The organism is Paenibacillus sp. J22R3, assembly GCF_056269305.1.
In genome coordinates this window covers 724,315-741,619 of record NZ_JBWDNS010000002.1, presented here as the reverse complement: position 1 = coordinate 741,619, position 17,305 = coordinate 724,315, and the positions used below count along the sequence as shown (strand labels likewise).

The window sequence follows — 17,305 nt, the reverse complement described above, 5'->3', positions numbered from 1 at the left end:
ACGCAAGCGGAGCTATGATAAGATCAGCTCCATAGGTTTGCGCGTGGCGGAGCTGCTGAAATGACCTGCGACATAGCGTACCGAATTGCGCGATACTTTATCGTTAATCTCTGGGTTGTTGAGTAGAAGCAGTACGTTCTGAACCATTTCGTCGTCCGAATCGCAGATAAACAAGTCCTCGCTGTGATTCGCGCTGATCCCTTCAACGCCGATCTGATTGGTCACGACCGGGACGCCCCAGGACATGGCTTCGACGATTTTCGTTTTGATGCCTGTCCCGAACAGCAGCGGAGCGATCATGAGCGCACACTTGCTTACGATCTGCTTCACGTCGTCGACTTCTCCGGTTACGATGACGCCCGGATAGGTTTCCTGCAGCTGCAGCACTTCGGCGGTTGGACTCTTCCCGACAATCGTGAAGGTAGCCTCCGGTGCCTTCCGCTTGATCTGGGGCCATATTCGTTCGCAGAAATAGACAACGGCAGAGCTGTTATGCGGGATATCCATCTTCCCGACGAACACCAGCTTGTTCCGGTCATATCGGCGCGGTCCGCTGCCCCGCTGCCCAATCGCTTCGAATTTCATCGGAATGCCGTAGCAGGATTCGTGGCGAGTAACCTTCTGGAAGCTTTCCGCTTCGGTTGGCGAGGTGAAGATGAGATGGTGAAAATGTGCCGCAACCCGCTTCTCGTACTTGGCGAGCAGCCGGCTCTCCAGATCAATCAGCCATTTCTGAATAAACTTCACATCCGCCATGCGCTTCAGCTTGCCTGGCAATTTGTCCGCAAACCCTCCAAGTGCAGAGGGAATGTAGTGAAACCATTCCAGCTGCCGCCGATAGCGCAGCGATAACAGATCATCGTAGCTCAGAACCTGTCTGCCTTGTTCCTCGGATACATATTCCGCAACTCGTACCATGTCGTACAGGATGAGCTCCGGTTTCTCCGATTGCACGATTTCTTTGATCTTCCGATGTGTCTTCCGGCTGTAATAGACGGATACCTGAAGCGGCCATCTTCTTAGCAGCAAGGAATATACCGCGACATTGTAAAGCTTCTCAAACAAACCAGGTAGCTCGAGCGTGACCAAGCGGTCAATTTCATCCGGCCGATGCTTGAGATACCGGTCATCATCCACGAAGGACAAATTTACAATCTCACTGTCCGGATGAATCTCCTTCATTTGCCGTATATATTGCAAAAGCATATTTTTCCGTCCATCCGTATTCGGGAAGGGAAACCGGTTCGTAATAAACATGATGGTTTTCATGTGCAGTCCCTACCCCCTATCAAAAAGCATCCTTGGCACCAAGCAGAAGCTTGAAGGTTCTGAAAATGATCTTCAAATCGCCCGTTACGCTTCTCTTCTGGATATACTCCAAGTCCAGCTTCACCATTTCTTCGAAGCTCAGCTCATTACGTCCGCTGACCTGCCATAATCCCGTACAGCCCGATGTGACCGTCAGCCTGAGCTTGTCGTACTCCGAATATTCTGCAACTTCCCTCGGCAACGGCGGCCTGGGGCCGACGAGCGACATATTCCCTTTAAGCACATTAACCAGCTGAGGAAGCTCATCGATGCTTGTTTTGCGAATGAATTTACCGACCCTCGTAATGCGCGGATCATCCTTCATCTTGAACATCGCGCCTTGAATCTCATTCTGATCCAGCAGTTCCTTCAGCTTCTCTTCCGCATTTGAAACCATGGAACGGAACTTGTACATCTTAAAGGGCTTCTCATCCTTGCCAATTCTCGTTTGATAGAAGAAGGCTGAACCTCTTGGATCCTCCAGCTTTATCAGGAGGATAATGAGTAAGAACAGCGGCAGCAGAATAATTAACCCGATCAGCGCACAGGTGATATCGATCATGCGTTTGACTAACGTATAGAAAATCAAATTATTGTAATTTAGCAGAGCCCGATGTTCCGACACCTTCATGACAGCTTCCTGATCAAATTGTCGATTCATGAGATACACTCGCTCTTTCCCGCTCGAGAATTTCCTCGAGCTCTTCTATTAATTGGTAGCGCAGCTCGCTGTTTCCGAGTGCGAAATCGATCGTTGTCATAATGAATCCGAGCTTCTCGCCAACATCGTAGCGAACTCCCTCGAAATCATAGGCGTATACGCCTGAATCCTCATTCAGCTTCTGAATCGCATCAGTCAACTGAATTTCCCCGCCTGCTCCCGTCTCATGTCGGCCCAGATAATCGAAAATATCAGGCGTTAGAATATAACGGCCCATAATCGCGAGGTTCGATGGTGCTTGTCCAAATGCCGGCTTCTCTACGAAACGATTAACCGTGCAAAGTCGTCCGTCTCTTAGAACCGGATCTACGATTCCATAACGATGGGTTTGGTGAGCGCCTACGGCTTGAACACCAATAACTGATTTTCCAGTCCGCTCATATTGCTCGATGAGCTGTCTGGTGCAAGGAACATCCGCTTTGACGATATCATCGCCAAGCAGTACGGCGAACGGCTCGTCGCCAATGAAATTACGCGCGCACCATACGGCATGACCGAGACCTTTTGCCTCTTTCTGCCGGATATAGTGAAGCTCTACGTTAGAAGACTGCTGTACCTTGCGAAGGATATCGTGTTTCCCTTTCTCCTGGAGCGTATGCTCAAGTTCAAAGGCGATATCGAAGTGATCCTCAATTGCACGTTTTCCTTTGCCCGTGACGACGATGATGTCTTCAATACCGGATGCGATCGCTTCCTCCACGATGTACTGGATTGTCGGCTTGTCGACAATGGGAAGCATTTCTTTGGGCATTGCTTTGGTTGCGGGTAGAAACCTAGTACCGAGTCCAGCCGCAGGGATAATTGCTTTTCTCACTTTTTTCATTGATCTCACCCTATCCAATTTATTTCTGTATCTATGTCGTGTTCTAAAAACACGAGCTATGTTTTCTCGCCAATGAGTAAAACATAGCTCGTATTTCTAGATAAGAAGTAACGAATCTAGAAATAGAGTAGGGCATTGAACCCTTCCTCACGTCATACCCCTGACGATAAACGTCTAAGGCCGCTTGACCCACAGCATAACCGAGTGCCTCCGGTGATAGAGGAGCAGGAGACATTTCCTTAAATCGGCCGAGATGTTAGATATTAGATGTTAGATATGAGTTGCTACCGGCCTGCCCGGTTGAGAACAGCTCCGATGACCGTTGCCTGACCATACTCCAGCGCAGCCATAGCTTTGGCCGCTATATCGTTCTTCACTTTTCCCGGTTTCACAACAAGGACGACACCATCCGTCTTGTTGGCTACGATCAGTGCATCCGTAACCGTCATCACCGGTGGCGTATCGATAATAACGATATCGAAGCGCTCCTTTGCCTGCTCTAGCAGTGCTGTCATCTCCGGCGATTCCAGCAGCTCGGACGGACCATTCGGTTCCGGTCCTGCACTAACCACATAGAGATTCTCTACCCTTGTTTGCTGAATTACGGCATCAAGCTCACTGCGATCGGCTAATGCCGTGCTTAACCCATAACGGTCATTGTTAAGCTCGAATATGTGATGCTGAACGGGCGTCCGCAGATCTGCGTCAATGAGCAGCACTCTCTTATTCGCTTGAGCGTAGGCTACCGCAACGTTGGCTGCTGTCGTGCTCTTGCCTTCGCCGGGCAGCGCCGATGTAATCATGACGGTTTTCAAAGCGGTGTCCCGGTTCGAGAAGGTGATTTTCGTCCTCAAGCTGCGATAAATTTCGGAGACGGCCGACTTCGGGTTACTCTCGGTAACGAGACTACGACTTCTATGCATCAAGCGAGACATTGTTCTTCCTCCCTGACAACTGCTTCATCTGAGCATTATGGCCGCCTGCGGCCTTATTGCTTCCTTTGAATCTCGGAATTTCCGCAAGCACGGGAATTCCGTATTGTTCCTGAACATCTTCCTCCGTCTTAACCGTGTTATCCAGCTGATCCAGAATAAAGGCGGCTACCACGCCGGCCATCAAGACCAGTATGAATGTGACCATGATGTTCATCGTAGGATTAGGCGAAACTTGCCCCCGGTGCTCCGATGGATCAGCCAAGTTCAGTACCGCGATATTGTCCAGATGCATAAGCGTCCGAATTTCTTGCCGGAAGACCTCCGACATGGCATTGGCAATATTGGCCGCTCGCTCAGAGGAAGTATCTCGAACGGTAATGGTCATCACCTGTGTATCGTTGATGGAGCTGACACTCACTTTCGCAGCAAGCTCACCTGCGGTTGCGCCGAGCTCCGGATGCTCCTTTACGACCTTTTCCATGACGCGCGGCGTCCTGATGATTTCCTTATAGGTCTTAATCAGCAAAATATTGGAGTTGATGGAAGCGACATCAACGGTTGACTTGTTCGGATCCGCATCTTTGCTCTGACCGACGATCAGCTTCGTCGAAGCTTCGTACTGCGGTTTCACGAAGTGGTTCGTGTAGTAGCCGACAAGCGTACAGCTGACAATGACCATTAAAGCGATCAGCCACAGCTTCTTTCTGACAATGTTCCAATATCGTTGTAATTCCAAGCTAGTTCCTCCGATACCGCGTTCATTAGTTAGCGATTGAACACTATTTTAGTCTGAATATTCTGATATATTTATGTGCTGCTATCTGACTTCCGGGGATCAGTCTTCCCATTCGCGGTTAGGCCATTTCGCTGTGCACCTTAATTGTATAGCGATTTTACACTTGAAGACTATTGAACGGCAGGATGATTTTGTTTCATCGCAAGTCGTACACCGGGCCGCCTCCAATGGACACGCTCGCATTATACTTTCGTACCATATGCCCCCTAAGACGAACAAAAAGAGCGGCGGTCGCCACTCTTTTAAGAAGTTCCGGATAGCTCATCCGACATTGCGTATGCAGCCACCCCCCGCGACTGCGCATAAAGAGCAGCTTGAGTGCGGTCATTTACTTGTAGTTTCTGGAAAATATTGCTGATATGTTTCTTGACCGTGGACTCGCTGATCATCAGCTTCTGCGCCAAAGCGCTGTTGGACAATCCCTCGCCAAGTGAAGACAGCACATTGCGTTCCTTCGGAGTCAGCTTCTCCAGCGGATCGTCCGGGTCCTTACGGATAAGAACGTCCATCAGTCCCTGGTCATAGTATTTTCTTCCCCGATCAATCATCTTGATTGCGAGCAGCAGCTCCTCGGGCATAGAGTCCTTAAGTACATATCCGTCAGCTCCGCACTCCTCTGCCCTGCGAATATCCGCTTCCGCCGCAGATGAAGTAAGCATCATGAAACGGCAGGTATGTTCTCGAAGCTGTTCGACCACGTCAAAGCCGCATTGGTCGCCAAGTCGAATATCGACGATAGCCAGATCAGGCTCAGTCGTCTCTATGAGCTGCACAGCCTCTTCGACCGTTTCAGCCTCTCCTATAATTTCGATTCCCTCTTCCTGCGCCAGTACGGCGATCAAGCCTTTGCGGACCACATGATGGTCATCCACAATCGCGATTCTCAAGTCGATCACCCGCTTTTCGTAGTTTGGCCAATTGCTTTATGAACGCCGGTTAATGGTAACGGCAGCAAGACCCGAATCACGGTCCCGCTCCCTTGCTTACTGCTAATCTCATATTTGCCGCCTAATGATGCGGCCAGTTTGCGCATGTTGAATATGCCGTAGCCTGAATCCGGTTTGCTTGGCTTCAGCAGCCAAGGATTAAAGCCGCGCCCGTTATCTTCGATGGAGAGTCTAACGATACGTTTCTCCACGGATAAATGAATCGTTACACTGCTGCTCCCACCATGACGGATCGCATTGCCTACCCCTTCCAGGATCATCCGATACAGCGCTTTTTGATGGTTTATGGAAAGACGATGATCGGATTCAGGTGCGTCAATGTGGATTTGGATACCGTTCAGCTTAGCCTGATTGGCCAGATGTGATTTGACGATACTGATCCAGGAAGCATCGGCGTTCGCATCGCTCTCCCGAGAGCTCAGGTTGTAAATCGATGCACGCAGTTCACGCGAAGCAGTCAGCGCCGCTTCTTGAATTTCCTGCATCTGCTCTTGAGTCTGGTCGTTATTCATTCCGTTACAGTCACTTTTCATGGACTGAATGGCGTAAATGATACCGAATAAATGCTGGGAAACACGATCATGCAGTTCCTCAGCGATTCGGTTACGCTCCTCGATTAAGAATCGTTCTGATTCGATCTGAATTGCCATCGTTATCATCACCTTTCTTATCACTCAATTAAACGCTACTTCCGGTTGTGGAGCACACATTCTATGATTAATATGAGAGAATCCTACCTTTTCGTCATAGATATCCAAATTCGGACAATTGGACTTCTTCTCTCAACATACATTGAGAAGATGGACATGGACATAATTCAGGAGTACTGATTTTGTTAACCTTTCGTTTACAGGGAAAGAGTGACCTTGGTCTCAATCGCTGAGCATGTGTTTGTCGAAATCGAAGGTTAAAGCTAACGAGAGAGGTTAGATATTGTAATTTTTTTGTAAGAGAGAAATCATGATAACAGAGCACTCCGCAAGGAACGAGAACGATTCTCAAACCTGACATTTCGATTTATTCATGATGCTTCCGCCACTTGGGCCTCATTACCCAAGAGGGGATTACAGAGAACCGTTTAGAAGTGGGACCTTTAGCAATTACAAATTCATCACTTTAACAAAATTTTAATGATTATTTACATATTTTAGCGCAAACAACTCCCCTTAGTAGTATTCACCATGGTGCTTTTGCACACTGCATACGTACAAATTCGATTAAATAATGAGAAGAAAGTGAGAATAATGAGAAGAATAATCTGCCTAGTGCATTTCTTCTTCGGCAAACCACTACTTACCCCCGTGTGGTCGATATGAATCTAGCAGCACACAAAAGGCTGCCGATTGGCAGCCTTTGAATGTCGAGAACCCCGCGTTTTTGCAACGCGCGAGGCTCCCATCGCGCTGTATGACGCGTTAGGTTTCTTTTTCTTTATTTGCGGATCGTTTGTAGGTAGCAGATCTAACATGAACAGAAGTGTAACGGTTGTCAGAATGGCTATTTCATGAAACTAAGCCTTTTTGAAGCGCTAACGGTTGTGACAGACGTTATGTGCAGCAAAAGGCTTAGTGATTAGACGCCAAATCTGCATCTGCTTTGCCTGCTTGCGCACCGTAGTAATAAGGATTAGCGGTAGCCGGAAGAGGTCGATCCACAACATAATCGGGATTCTTCTTCTGTTTAATCAGCGCGGCTATGACCTCTCTAAGCGCAGCCCATAGACTTGGACTCGGTGCCGGATAGTCAAACTTCAATTCCTCATGCAGGGCAGGCAGCGCATGATACGGAACCATCGGAAACATATGATGCTCGATATGATAGTTCATATTCCAATACAGGAAGCGAAAGAACGGATTGATATAAATCGTACGCGTGTTCAAGCGATGATCCAATACATCTTCCCTGAGACCCAGATGCTGGCCCAAGCCCACTAACAGCAGCAGAATCGGACCATAGAAAGTCGGAAGTCCAACAAACATGAGCGGCAGAATACTGCCGATCAGAATCGACCAAGCGATAAAGCCTGCAAGAATAAGTACCCAGATCCGCGAAATCCAAACGGCTTTCCTAATTTCAGACGCAGGAACATAATCGCTCTCTGCTGCAGTCAGCTTCCCGAAGCAATGCGTAATAATCGCTTTAAGATCTCTTGATCCGCCATAGATATGAACGATTTCCCCGAATATAATACGCCACACCGGCGGTCTGGACATCGCGATTTCCGGGTCGCGCCCTACGATATAGGTATCGGTATGGTGTCTCACATGACTCCAGCGCCATGGGGTCGGTGCTCTCAAATCCATGAAAGAAGCTATTTGATACAGGACATCGTTCATCCACGCTGTCTTAAATGCCGTGCCATGACCGCATTCATGCCACCGTGAATCGGCAGTTGAAGCATAGCTCACTCCGTATAAGGCAAACGCCGGTATCGCCCACCAGGTTCCCCAAGAATAATAGGCAAGAATCCCCGTACCGATGAGCCAAGCAAACATCAGAATCGTATCGCGAATAGCCGGTCCATCCTTACGCTTCATTAATTCCTTCAAACGCTGGCGCGGAATCGGGCTCTTATACCAATCCTCCGCTGATGCTAATCCTCTTTCTTGCGCGCGTTTATTCTCCGGTCCTGTCAGGCTATAATCTCTTCTCGCAGACATGGTGAAGACCTCCCCATACAGATTTGTGATAGCGCTTTCTTAAATCATAACGCCTAGCGAACAAACTGTCGTTAACGTAACAAGACATTCATTTGCACTATTAGGACAATCCTTCATAAATCTGCAAAATCCTGATCCCATGTAACTGAATGATCAGGATTTTCGTCGGCATTTTCTGATTAGATCGTACTTTTTCCTGCATGATCGATATAGACCTTTACGTTTACAGCCCTTAAGGAGGACTCGTCAATCTTGATTGTTTTCCAGTTCTTTACCCTGCCTTGAAACAGGTGATGCCTGAAATTGTACAGATCAATGCCTTTTCTTATATTGGTTTCGTAGGTTTCCCTTATCTCGCGTGCAATGTTGGCGGAAACTTCGCCCACAACGGCCGACTCGTCACCCTCATCGCTTAACCATTCGACGATATTACCGTGGGCGCTTATATCAATCGTAAAGAATACCTCATCACCACGCTTGGTGAATTTTATTTTTGATTTCGCCTTCTCCATGGATACGACGCCGTTTGCGACCAATACAGGGGTCCGAATCATATCAGGCTGAAACCAACGCAGGCCCATCATCTTCTTTTCCGGGATGTATCCCTGTGCTTTGGTTTCGTCCATTACGAAGATTCCTTCAATTTTGAGGTGAGGGTCCCGTTTATTTTGGTCATTTGACCATTTCTCTGTATCCAGCGCCAGCGCGGGAATCGTAGTTGTATAGCCGGGATCGAGCATACCCAGCATTAGTTCTTGAAAGGTCAGCATCGGATAGATCGAACGCTGGCTATGGCTGTCTCGCGGTGATTGCATGGTTGTGGTTAAGGGACTTAGTGTAAAAAAGGATTGTGCCTTTAACACTTTATCCACCGGTTCCTTGGTAGCATACACCCAGGATGAGTATCGAAACTCTCGATACCTCTGATAGGAATCAAGTCCATTTGGTCCCATATGGCTTAGCATCCGATCTGAAATCAGAACAGATCGGATGTGGCTCCACTCGATCTTACGCTGCGCCGTACTATACAAGTCACCAGCGGCCTCGCTGGGTGTTCTGCCAACCCCTCTGCCTATCCAGATTTGCGGTTGGCCGCCTGTCGAGCCTTGTTCTGCATTGGTGGCAGAGGAAAGGCTTACAATCTGTACATACACAATCGTCTTCCCTTTGTAATAATCGTATCCGATCGCGGTGGCATAAAGGACTTCCTCGATGTTTTTGTAATCCCAGCATCCAGTCAGCAGTAAAGTTACGGAGAGGAGCGCTGCTCCTAATTTAGCTCCCATTTTGATGCTCAAGGATAGCTCTCCTTTACTTGGTTTTATCTTTAGGTTGGAGCGCTTTGAAGCGTTCCCTCTTCATATGAAACGGAAGATCGAGAATGGAGAGAATAAACGGTTTCATTTTCATCTGACTAATGGGTTCCAAGTAAGGAACGCCGAACGACTTTAATGTAGCCATATATGCAATAACGGAAAGCAAGGCTATAAAGAATCCGAACAAGCCTAATATACATGAGACTATGAGCACGTATATGCGGATGAGCGTGACCGTCCCGCTTAAGGATTGGTTCACGAGTGTAAACGTAGCGACAACTGCAGACGCAGTGACCATTAACATGGATGGCGACGCCAATCCTGAGCGAATGGCGGCATCTCCGATAATCAGTCCGCCTACAACCGCAACCGTTTGACCTACCGCCGTCGGCAGCCTGATTCCCGCTTCCCGGAACATTTCAAACAAGCCAAGAATAATGAAGGTTTCGATCGGCGCGGGATAAGGGATCCCCGTTCGAGCGGTAACGATCGTCGACAAGAGCGGGAATGGGAGTTGGTCGATATTATAGGAGAATAAACTAACCCAGAAGCCCGGCAAAAACATGGCAACCATTAGCCCAACGAATCTCAGCATGCGCTGAAAAATCGTATAGTAGAATGGGAAATGGATATCTTCCGGCGACTTGATGAGCTCCAGAAAGTTAATGGGTCCAATAATAGCCATCGGGGATCCGTCTATGAGAATAACGAAGCGACCCGTCATGAGTGCTTGGATCGCAAAATCCGGCCGTCCGATATAGTCGACAAGCGGAAATATGGAATTAGGCGAATCGCTCAAATACTCCTCCAATTGAGCTACCCCAAGGAGGACATCGATGTCGATTTTCGCAAGCCGTGCTCTGAGCTCCTTCACGATCTCCGCATTTATTATATCTTTGCAATACAGCAGCGCTACCGTCGTATTTCCACGCCTCCCTATCTTCACTTGCTCATAGTTCAGAGAGGTTGTTTTCATCCGTTTGCGAATAAGCGCCACGTTAGTCATGACTTCCTCTGTAAACCCGTCCCTTGGTCCTTTAATGGAGACTTCGCTTGTTGATTCCTCTATGCTTCGGCTTCGCGGCTCATGAAGATCATATTTAAGCTGATCCGGGAGCATCACCACTGCCCCGGCGAATATTTCCTCCGATAGGGTCTGTTCGATCGGTTTCCATTCGTTATTCTGGATCATTTGCTTCCAGTTCGGAATGACGATCGTTTTGAGCCTGTCCATATTGACTAAACTTTCGCAATATAATAAGGAGATCTCGCCTATCTGCTCCAGTTTGACATCATACGCGTCTTGAATTAAGGCTTCTGCTTCTTGGTTCATGATAACACCTTCTTCTTCGCACGAATGGCCCACGCGTACAAGATAATAGCCGTCACAAGCCAAGCTGAATAAGGAATATAGTACTCGCTTAATACGGCCAAATAACTCAATTCCCCCCATGGTATGGCTAAGGCAGCAATGAGGAGCACACCCATAAAGAGCACCGGTAGTTTAGATCGCGGTTTGATGATGTCACCAATCAGAAATAACATGACAGACGCATTAACTACGGTTAATGTCATCCAAATGAACACGGAAATGAAGTCCATCTTCTCGATATACTCTGTAATTTGGATTAATCGAGCTTCGCTATAGATGGGGTAGGATAATCTTGCTGCTTCCACAGGTCCAAATGTAGCCAGCAGCACTACCGCTATAACGCTAGCTATAACTCCCAGCGTTACACAATTCCATACAAACTTCCCCCTTTTGACAGCGCCGTCCGTATGATGGGACAAAAACAACAGAAAGGCAATATTCCCCTCTCCACGCCATGCATCCCACATCGATTCCAGCAATGGGGGGATTGGAGTTGTACCAACAGGCTTAAGAAAATTGAAGTGTACGTATTTCATAGCTAATAGATTTTGAAAAAGAACAGCGAAGAATACCGGAAAAAAAACGACGGTTGCCACGATACCGATGGGCTCAATTCCTTTAACGCCGAGATACATAGCAAGACCGACTAAAGCCAATATGACGATGATTTTGGGCGTAAATGGAAGCAGCACAATTTTCGTCCACGATATAATGTCGCGGCAATCAATGAACGCATTGGTCGCTAAGTAGAGTAAAGATAGCGCTTTGAATATCGCCGTAACAAAGCCACCGACTTGGCGTTTCGATTCAACCATTAAGGATGTATTCGCGTCATAAGCGGCGTATACGATAAACGAAAAGGCGATAAAAGGTACGAGCGAAAGTGCAACAGCTATCCAGGCGTCACGCCCGCCGGCACCTAATATGGGATTTACAGAAGCGGTTTGTAAAAAGGAAACGACAGCAAACGTAATTAATATATAGGTTTGTGCAGCATTGATCTTCGTCACTTTTTCCACCTCCATAAGGTAGAATGCGCCAATTGTGGGTCGATTATGAAAACAGCATGTGACGAAGGAAAATAAAAGCCGCCCGTATCCATCAGGATACAAGCGGCTGGAAGTACGCATAAAACATTTGTCAATGACGGATGAGATAATCAAAGGCACTAAGAGCAGCGGTTGCGCCAGAACCCAACGAAATCACGATTTGATTGTACGGACTGTCCGTGCAATCGCCGCCGGCAAATACGCCTGGCAAGCTCGTTGCTCCCCGCTTGTCCACGACAATCTCACCGGAGCTCATCCGCTCAAGGCTATCGCCTAGCCATTCCGTATTCGGAACAAGTCCGATCTGAACGAACACACCTTCGAGCTCGACATGCTTAACGGCTCCCGAATCGCGCTCGATGTAGGAAATGCCGCGCACTTTGTCCGTCCCGGTAATTTCTTTGGTTTCCACATTCTTAAGTACCGTTACGTTCGGAAGACTGTAGAGACGATCTTGAAGAACAGCGTCCGCCTTCAATTCCGATGAGGATGCCAGAACAGTGACATGGCTGGTGATACCTGCGAGATCAATCGCAGCCTCGACGCCGGAGTTGCCTCCGCCGACTACGGCTACACGTTTACCGGCATACAACGGACCATCACAATGCGGGCAATAAGCCACGCCTTTATTCTTGAACTCCTCTTCGCCCGGTACGCCTATATTACGCCAGCGAGCACCTGTTGATAGAATAACGGTCTTGCTCTTCAGCACAGCACCGTTCTCGAGTTGAACCTCGAACAGTTTACCCTTCTCGAGCCGAACAGCGCGCTGCAGCTTCATAATGTCGACGTTGTACTCTTTCACATGCTCTTCCAGGCTAGCCGCCAGCTTCGGACCTTCGGTGTATTTCATGCCGATCAGGTTCTCAATAGCAAGCGTATCGACCACTTGGCCGCCGAAGCGATCAGCCACGATGCCGGTGCGGATCCCTTTGCGCGCCGCATAGATCGCCGCGCTTGCACCCGCAGGTCCGCCGCCGACAACAAGCACGTCATAAGGCTCTTTATTGAACAGCTCCGAATCATCACGCGTCATGCCGATTTTGGTCAAAATCTCGTCGATCGTCATCCGGCCGCCGCCGAAAAACTCGCCGTTTAGGAATACGGATGGGACGGCCATGATGTTGTTGCTCTCCACTTCCGCTTGGAAGGCAGCACCGTCAATCATCGTATGCGATATGCCGGCATTTAGGACGCTCATCAGGTTCAGTGCCTGCACGACATCCGGGCAGTTATGGCAGGTTAAGCTGATGTAGGTCTCGAATCGGTATTCGCCTTGGATGCTCTTTATTCGATCAATAACGTCCTGCTCGACTTTAGGCGCTCGTCCGCTTACTTGCAGCAATGCAAGCACCAAGGATGTGAACTCGTGGCCCAGCGGAATGCCCGCGAACACGATACCCGTGTTCTCGCCTGGGCGGTTTACGCTGAAGCTTGGCGTTCTCGGCAGATCTGCCTTCTCGACCTTGATTCGGGAAGACATGCCGGCAATGGCGTCCACCAGACCAAGCATATCTTGCGATACTTGATCGTCGCCGGCGCAGACTTTGATCAGCACGTCGCCTTCCATCAAACCAAGGTATTGATTTAGTTGTGCCTTTATCTCCGGGTCTAATACCATTGTCCATTCACTCCTTAGATCTTGCCTACGAGATCGAGGCTCGGTTTAAGCGCTCCCGATGCGATCTTATTTATAATTATTATAAAATAATATTAACTATTAAACAGTTCAGTGTCAATACTATTCTGCTTCCAATTGAAAACAATTATCAATTATAACCGTTAAAAAGCCGCCCGTATCCTACAGGATACAAGGCGGCCTGAAGTGAAATGAATTTAATGGCGAATGAGATAGTCAAATGCACCTAAAGCTGCGGTTGCGCCTGATCCCATTGAAATAATAATTTGCTTATACGGACTGTTCGTACAATCTCCTGCGGCGAATACGCCCGGCAGGCTGGTTGCTCCATGGTTGTTCACGACAATCTCGCCGAAACGCGTCCGTTCGATATGATCCGGGAGCCAGTCGGTATTCGGGACAAGTCCGATCTGTACGAATACACCTTCAAGCTCGACATGTTTCTCGGCACCTGAATCGCGTTCGGTATAGGAAATGCCGTTCACTTTGTCTGTACCTGTAATTTCTTTCGTCTGGACGTTCTTGTGCACCGTTACGTTCGGCAGACTGTATAGGCGATCTTGAAGAACAGCGTCTGCCTTTAATTCCGGAGCGAATTCCAGCACGGTGACATGGCTCGTGATACCTGCGAGATCAATCGCAGCTTCAATACCGGAGTTTCCTCCGCCGATGACAGCTACGCGTTTGCCTGCAAACAACGGACCATCGCAATGCGGGCAGTAGGCCACGCCTTTGTTCTTGAACTCCGCTTCACCGGGAACGCCGACATTGCGCCAGCGAGCGCCTGTGGAGAGAATAACGGTTTTGCTCTTAAGTACGGCACCGTTCTCGAGCTCAACTTCAATATAGTCGCTCTTATCCAAACGTACGGCGCGCTGCAGCTTCATGACGTCGACGTTGTACTCTTTCACATGCTCTTCCAGACTTGCTGCGAGCTTCGGACCCTCCGTGTACTTTGTGCTAATGAAATTCTCGATGCCGACCGTATCCATGACTTGACCGCCGAAGCGCTCAGCCAAGATGCCTGTGCGAATCCCTTTACGCGCTGCATAGATTGCCGCGCTCGCACCTGCAGGACCGCCGCCGACAACAAGCACGTCATAAGGCTTCTTCTCGAACAACTCGGAGTCGTCGCGCGACGTGCCGACTTTCGCCAGAATTTCGTCGATGGTCATGCGGCCGCCGCCGAAAAACTCCCCATTCAAATATACGGATGGAACCGCCATTACTTCCTTACTCTCGGCTTCTTCTTTAAACACCGCGCCGTCGATCATCGTATGCGAAATGCCGGGATTGAGGACACTCATCAGATTCAGCGCCTGCACGACGTCCGGGCAGTTATGGCAGCTTAAGCTGATGTACGACTCGAAGCGGTATTCGCCTTGGATGCTCTTGATCTGATCAATCACTTCCTGCTCGACTTTGGGAGCTCTGCCGCTGACTTGCAGCAAGGCAAGCACCAAAGACGTGAATTCGTGACCGAGCGGAATGCCCGCGAACGCAATGCCCGTATTCTCGCCTGGGCGGTTCACGCTAAAGCTTGGCGTTCTTGGCAGATCAGCCTTCTCTACTTTAATGCGGGAAGACATGCCGACAAGTTCATCCATCAGCTCAAGCATTTCCTTCGATACTTGATCGTCGCCTGCGCAGACTTGGATATGCACGTCGCCTTCCATTAGTCCAAGGTATTGGTTCAGTTGCGCTTTAATCTCCGGGTCTAAAACCATTTCACATGCCTCCCAAGTGATGTAATAGGATTGCCGTTCGATAATTGAGAATGATTTTCAGTTGTTGCAAGAAAAAACCGCCTGCACCCATCAGGATGCAAAGCGGCAGTTGTCGTTTCCTTCGTTCCTTAGATCTTGCCAACAAGATCAAGGCTCGGTTTAAGTGTTGCGCCGCCTTCTTGCCATTTCGCAGGGCAAACTTCGCCTGGATTGTTGCGCACGTATTGAGCAGCTTTGATTTTGTTCACAAGCGTGCTTGCATCACGGCCGATGCCGCCAGCGCTGATTTCAACCGATTGAACAACGCCGTCTGGATCGACGATGAATGTACCGCGGTCAGCCAGACCAGCTTCTTCGATCAACACGTCGAAGTTACGGGAAATCGCGTGCGTAGGGTCGCCGATCATGATGTATTCGATTTTGCCGATTGTTTCCGAGCTATCGTGCCAAGCTTTGTGCGTGAAGTGTGTATCTGTCGATACGGAGAAAACTTCTACGCCAAGCGATTTCAATGTCGCGTATTGGTCTTGCAGGTCGCCAAGCTCAGTCGGGCAGACGAACGTGAAGTCAGCTGGATAGAAGCAAACTACACTCCATTGACCTTTCAAGCTAGCGTCGGATACTTCGATGAATTTACCGCCTTGGAATGCTTGCGCTTTGAAAGGTAGAATTTCTTTTCCGATTAAAGACATATGTTTGTTTCCTCCTATAGAGCATTTAATTGAAATGATTCTAAACTGATATTAATTCTCGGACGAGCATTTGTCAAGACTTTTTAGCATCCAATTGATAATTGTTTTCAACTGGACCTCTCGACATCCCAAACCATTGCCACGTGCTAGTATTGTCTACATGAGGATCATTATACAGAAGAACCTCGAATTACGCAGTTTCTTCTACTATCCCATCGTGCTGATATCGATAACAAATCGATAACGAACATCGGATGCGAGTACGCGTTCCCAAGCTTCATCGATTTGGTTGGCTGAAATCACTTCAATCTCAGGAGTTATGTCTTGTTCCGCGCAGAAATCCAGCATCTCCTGCGTCTCGCGAATGCCCCCTATCATGGATCCGGCAAATGACCGGCGATGACCGATTAGCGAGAACACGTCCACGGACATCGGTTCCGGCGGCGCACCGACATTGACGAGCGTGCCGTCGAGCGCGAGCAGCGAAAGGTATGCGCTTATATCGATCTTAGCGCTCACCGTATTAATGATGAGGTCGAAGGAACCGGCCAATTGCTGAAACGTCTCTGGATCGCCTGTGGCATAATAATGATCCGCGCCAAGCCGCAAACCGTCTTCTTTCTTCTTCTCGGTTTGAGATAACACCGTAACCTCCGCGCCCATGGCATGTGCGAGCTTCACCGCCATATGTCCGAGCCCGCCGAATCCAACCACGGCTACCTTTTTGCCCGGAGCTGCACCCCAATGACGAAGCGGCGAAAACGTCGTGATGCCGGCACACAGGAGCGGTGCTGCGGCATCAAGCTCCATGTTGTCCGGAATTCGAACGACGAAGTCTTCCGTAACCACGATATGGGTGGAATAACCGCCCTGCGTATATTGTCCGTACCGATCGATAGCTCCATAGGTGCCCGTATTACCGCTCAGGCAATACTGCTCCTCGCCTTTATGGCAGCTGTCGCACTCTCTGCAGGAGTCAACCATGCACCCTACTCCTACGCGGTCGCCAGCAGCATGCTTCACGACCTCCGAACCAACTTGAGCGACAATTCCGGCGATCTCGTGACCCGGAACGAGCGGATAGCTTACCGGCCCCCACTCGCCGCGGGCACAGTGGATGTCGGAATGGCAAATACCCGCGAATTTAATCTCGATGAGGACGTCAAGCGGACCAAGTTCCCTGCGCTCAATCGTGGTCGGCTTGAAAGGACCTTCCGGACTGAATACAGCGTGTGCATTTACGTTAATCATGGATAACCTCCTGCGCGTATGGATAAGTAGTTCTTCTACTATTCTTCACGATGGCGATCCACGGTGTCA

At 49.0% G+C, this 17,305-nt stretch carries 15 protein-coding genes; all 15 read right to left on the bottom strand.

All coding sequences use genetic code 11. From position 1 onward, the window contains the following. Positions 1–12: 12 nt before the first annotated feature. The 15 genes from AC0YN4_RS11465 to AC0YN4_RS11395 all read right to left on the bottom strand — a co-directional run bounded on the left by AC0YN4_RS11465 (position 13) and on the right by AC0YN4_RS11395 (position 17,236). Positions 13–1,269, bottom strand: coding sequence for a glycosyltransferase family 4 protein (locus AC0YN4_RS11465; protein ID WP_475781600.1), 1,257 nt, complete (start codon positions 1,267–1,269; stop codon positions 13–15). A gap of 19 nt (positions 1,270–1,288) precedes the next feature. Next, on the bottom strand, positions 1,289–1,939 hold the full coding sequence (locus tag AC0YN4_RS11460) for a sugar transferase (protein ID WP_475781881.1): 651 nt from the start codon (positions 1,937–1,939) through the stop codon (positions 1,289–1,291). Positions 1,940–1,952: 13 nt separating this feature from the next. Further along, a complete protein-coding gene (gene galU, locus AC0YN4_RS11455) occupies positions 1,953–2,852 on the bottom strand; it encodes a UTP--glucose-1-phosphate uridylyltransferase GalU (protein ID WP_475781599.1) in 900 nt (299 codons plus the stop codon). A gap of 284 nt (positions 2,853–3,136) precedes the next feature. After that, entirely contained in the window at positions 3,137–3,787 is a 651-nt protein-coding gene (locus tag AC0YN4_RS11450; protein WP_475781598.1) for a CpsD/CapB family tyrosine-protein kinase, read from the bottom strand. Next, on the bottom strand, positions 3,768–4,523 hold the full coding sequence (locus AC0YN4_RS11445) for a YveK family protein (RefSeq protein WP_475781597.1): 756 nt from the start codon (positions 4,521–4,523) through the stop codon (positions 3,768–3,770). The genes AC0YN4_RS11450 and AC0YN4_RS11445 overlap by 20 nt, the downstream gene beginning before the upstream one ends. 302 nt (positions 4,524–4,825) lie before the next feature. Continuing rightward, positions 4,826–5,470 (bottom strand): response regulator, encoded by a 645-nt coding sequence (locus tag AC0YN4_RS11440; protein WP_475781596.1) that lies wholly within the window; start codon positions 5,468–5,470, stop codon positions 4,826–4,828. Positions 5,471–5,475: 5 nt separating this feature from the next. Then, complete coding sequence (locus tag AC0YN4_RS11435) at positions 5,476–6,180, bottom strand: sensor histidine kinase (protein WP_475781595.1); 705 nt, start codon at positions 6,178–6,180, stop codon at positions 5,476–5,478. Positions 6,181–7,095: 915 nt separating this feature from the next. Beyond that, positions 7,096–8,190, bottom strand: coding sequence for a fatty acid desaturase family protein (locus AC0YN4_RS11430; protein WP_475781594.1), 1,095 nt, complete (start codon positions 8,188–8,190; stop codon positions 7,096–7,098). Between the two features lie 179 nt (positions 8,191–8,369). Further along, positions 8,370–9,488 carry a Ger(x)C family spore germination protein gene (locus AC0YN4_RS11425; protein WP_475781593.1) on the bottom strand — a complete coding sequence of 373 codons (1,119 nt, stop codon included), beginning with the start codon at positions 9,486–9,488 and terminating at the stop codon, positions 8,370–8,372. A gap of 13 nt (positions 9,489–9,501) precedes the next feature. Then, positions 9,502–10,839: a spore germination protein gene (locus AC0YN4_RS11420; protein ID WP_475835838.1), complete on the bottom strand. Its 1,338-nt coding sequence runs from the start codon at positions 10,837–10,839 to the stop codon at positions 9,502–9,504. Then, entirely contained in the window at positions 10,836–11,888 is a 1,053-nt protein-coding gene (locus AC0YN4_RS11415) for a GerAB/ArcD/ProY family transporter (RefSeq protein ID WP_475781591.1), read from the bottom strand. The genes AC0YN4_RS11420 and AC0YN4_RS11415 overlap by 4 nt, the downstream gene beginning before the upstream one ends. Positions 11,889–12,018: 130 nt before the next feature. Beyond that, positions 12,019–13,548: an alkyl hydroperoxide reductase subunit F gene (ahpF, locus tag AC0YN4_RS11410; protein ID WP_475835837.1), complete on the bottom strand. Its 1,530-nt coding sequence runs from the start codon at positions 13,546–13,548 to the stop codon at positions 12,019–12,021. 215 nt (positions 13,549–13,763) lie between these two features. Next, positions 13,764–15,293: an alkyl hydroperoxide reductase subunit F gene (ahpF, locus tag AC0YN4_RS11405; RefSeq protein WP_475835836.1), complete on the bottom strand. Its 1,530-nt coding sequence runs from the start codon at positions 15,291–15,293 to the stop codon at positions 13,764–13,766. Positions 15,294–15,421: 128 nt separating this feature from the next. Further along, a complete protein-coding gene (gene ahpC / locus AC0YN4_RS11400) occupies positions 15,422–15,985 on the bottom strand; it encodes an alkyl hydroperoxide reductase subunit C (protein ID WP_475781588.1) in 564 nt (187 codons plus the stop codon). A gap of 207 nt (positions 15,986–16,192) precedes the next feature. Beyond that, positions 16,193–17,236 carry an NAD(P)-dependent alcohol dehydrogenase gene (locus AC0YN4_RS11395; protein WP_475835835.1) on the bottom strand — a complete coding sequence of 348 codons (1,044 nt, stop codon included), beginning with the start codon at positions 17,234–17,236 and terminating at the stop codon, positions 16,193–16,195. Between the last annotated feature and the right edge of the window lie 69 nt (positions 17,237–17,305).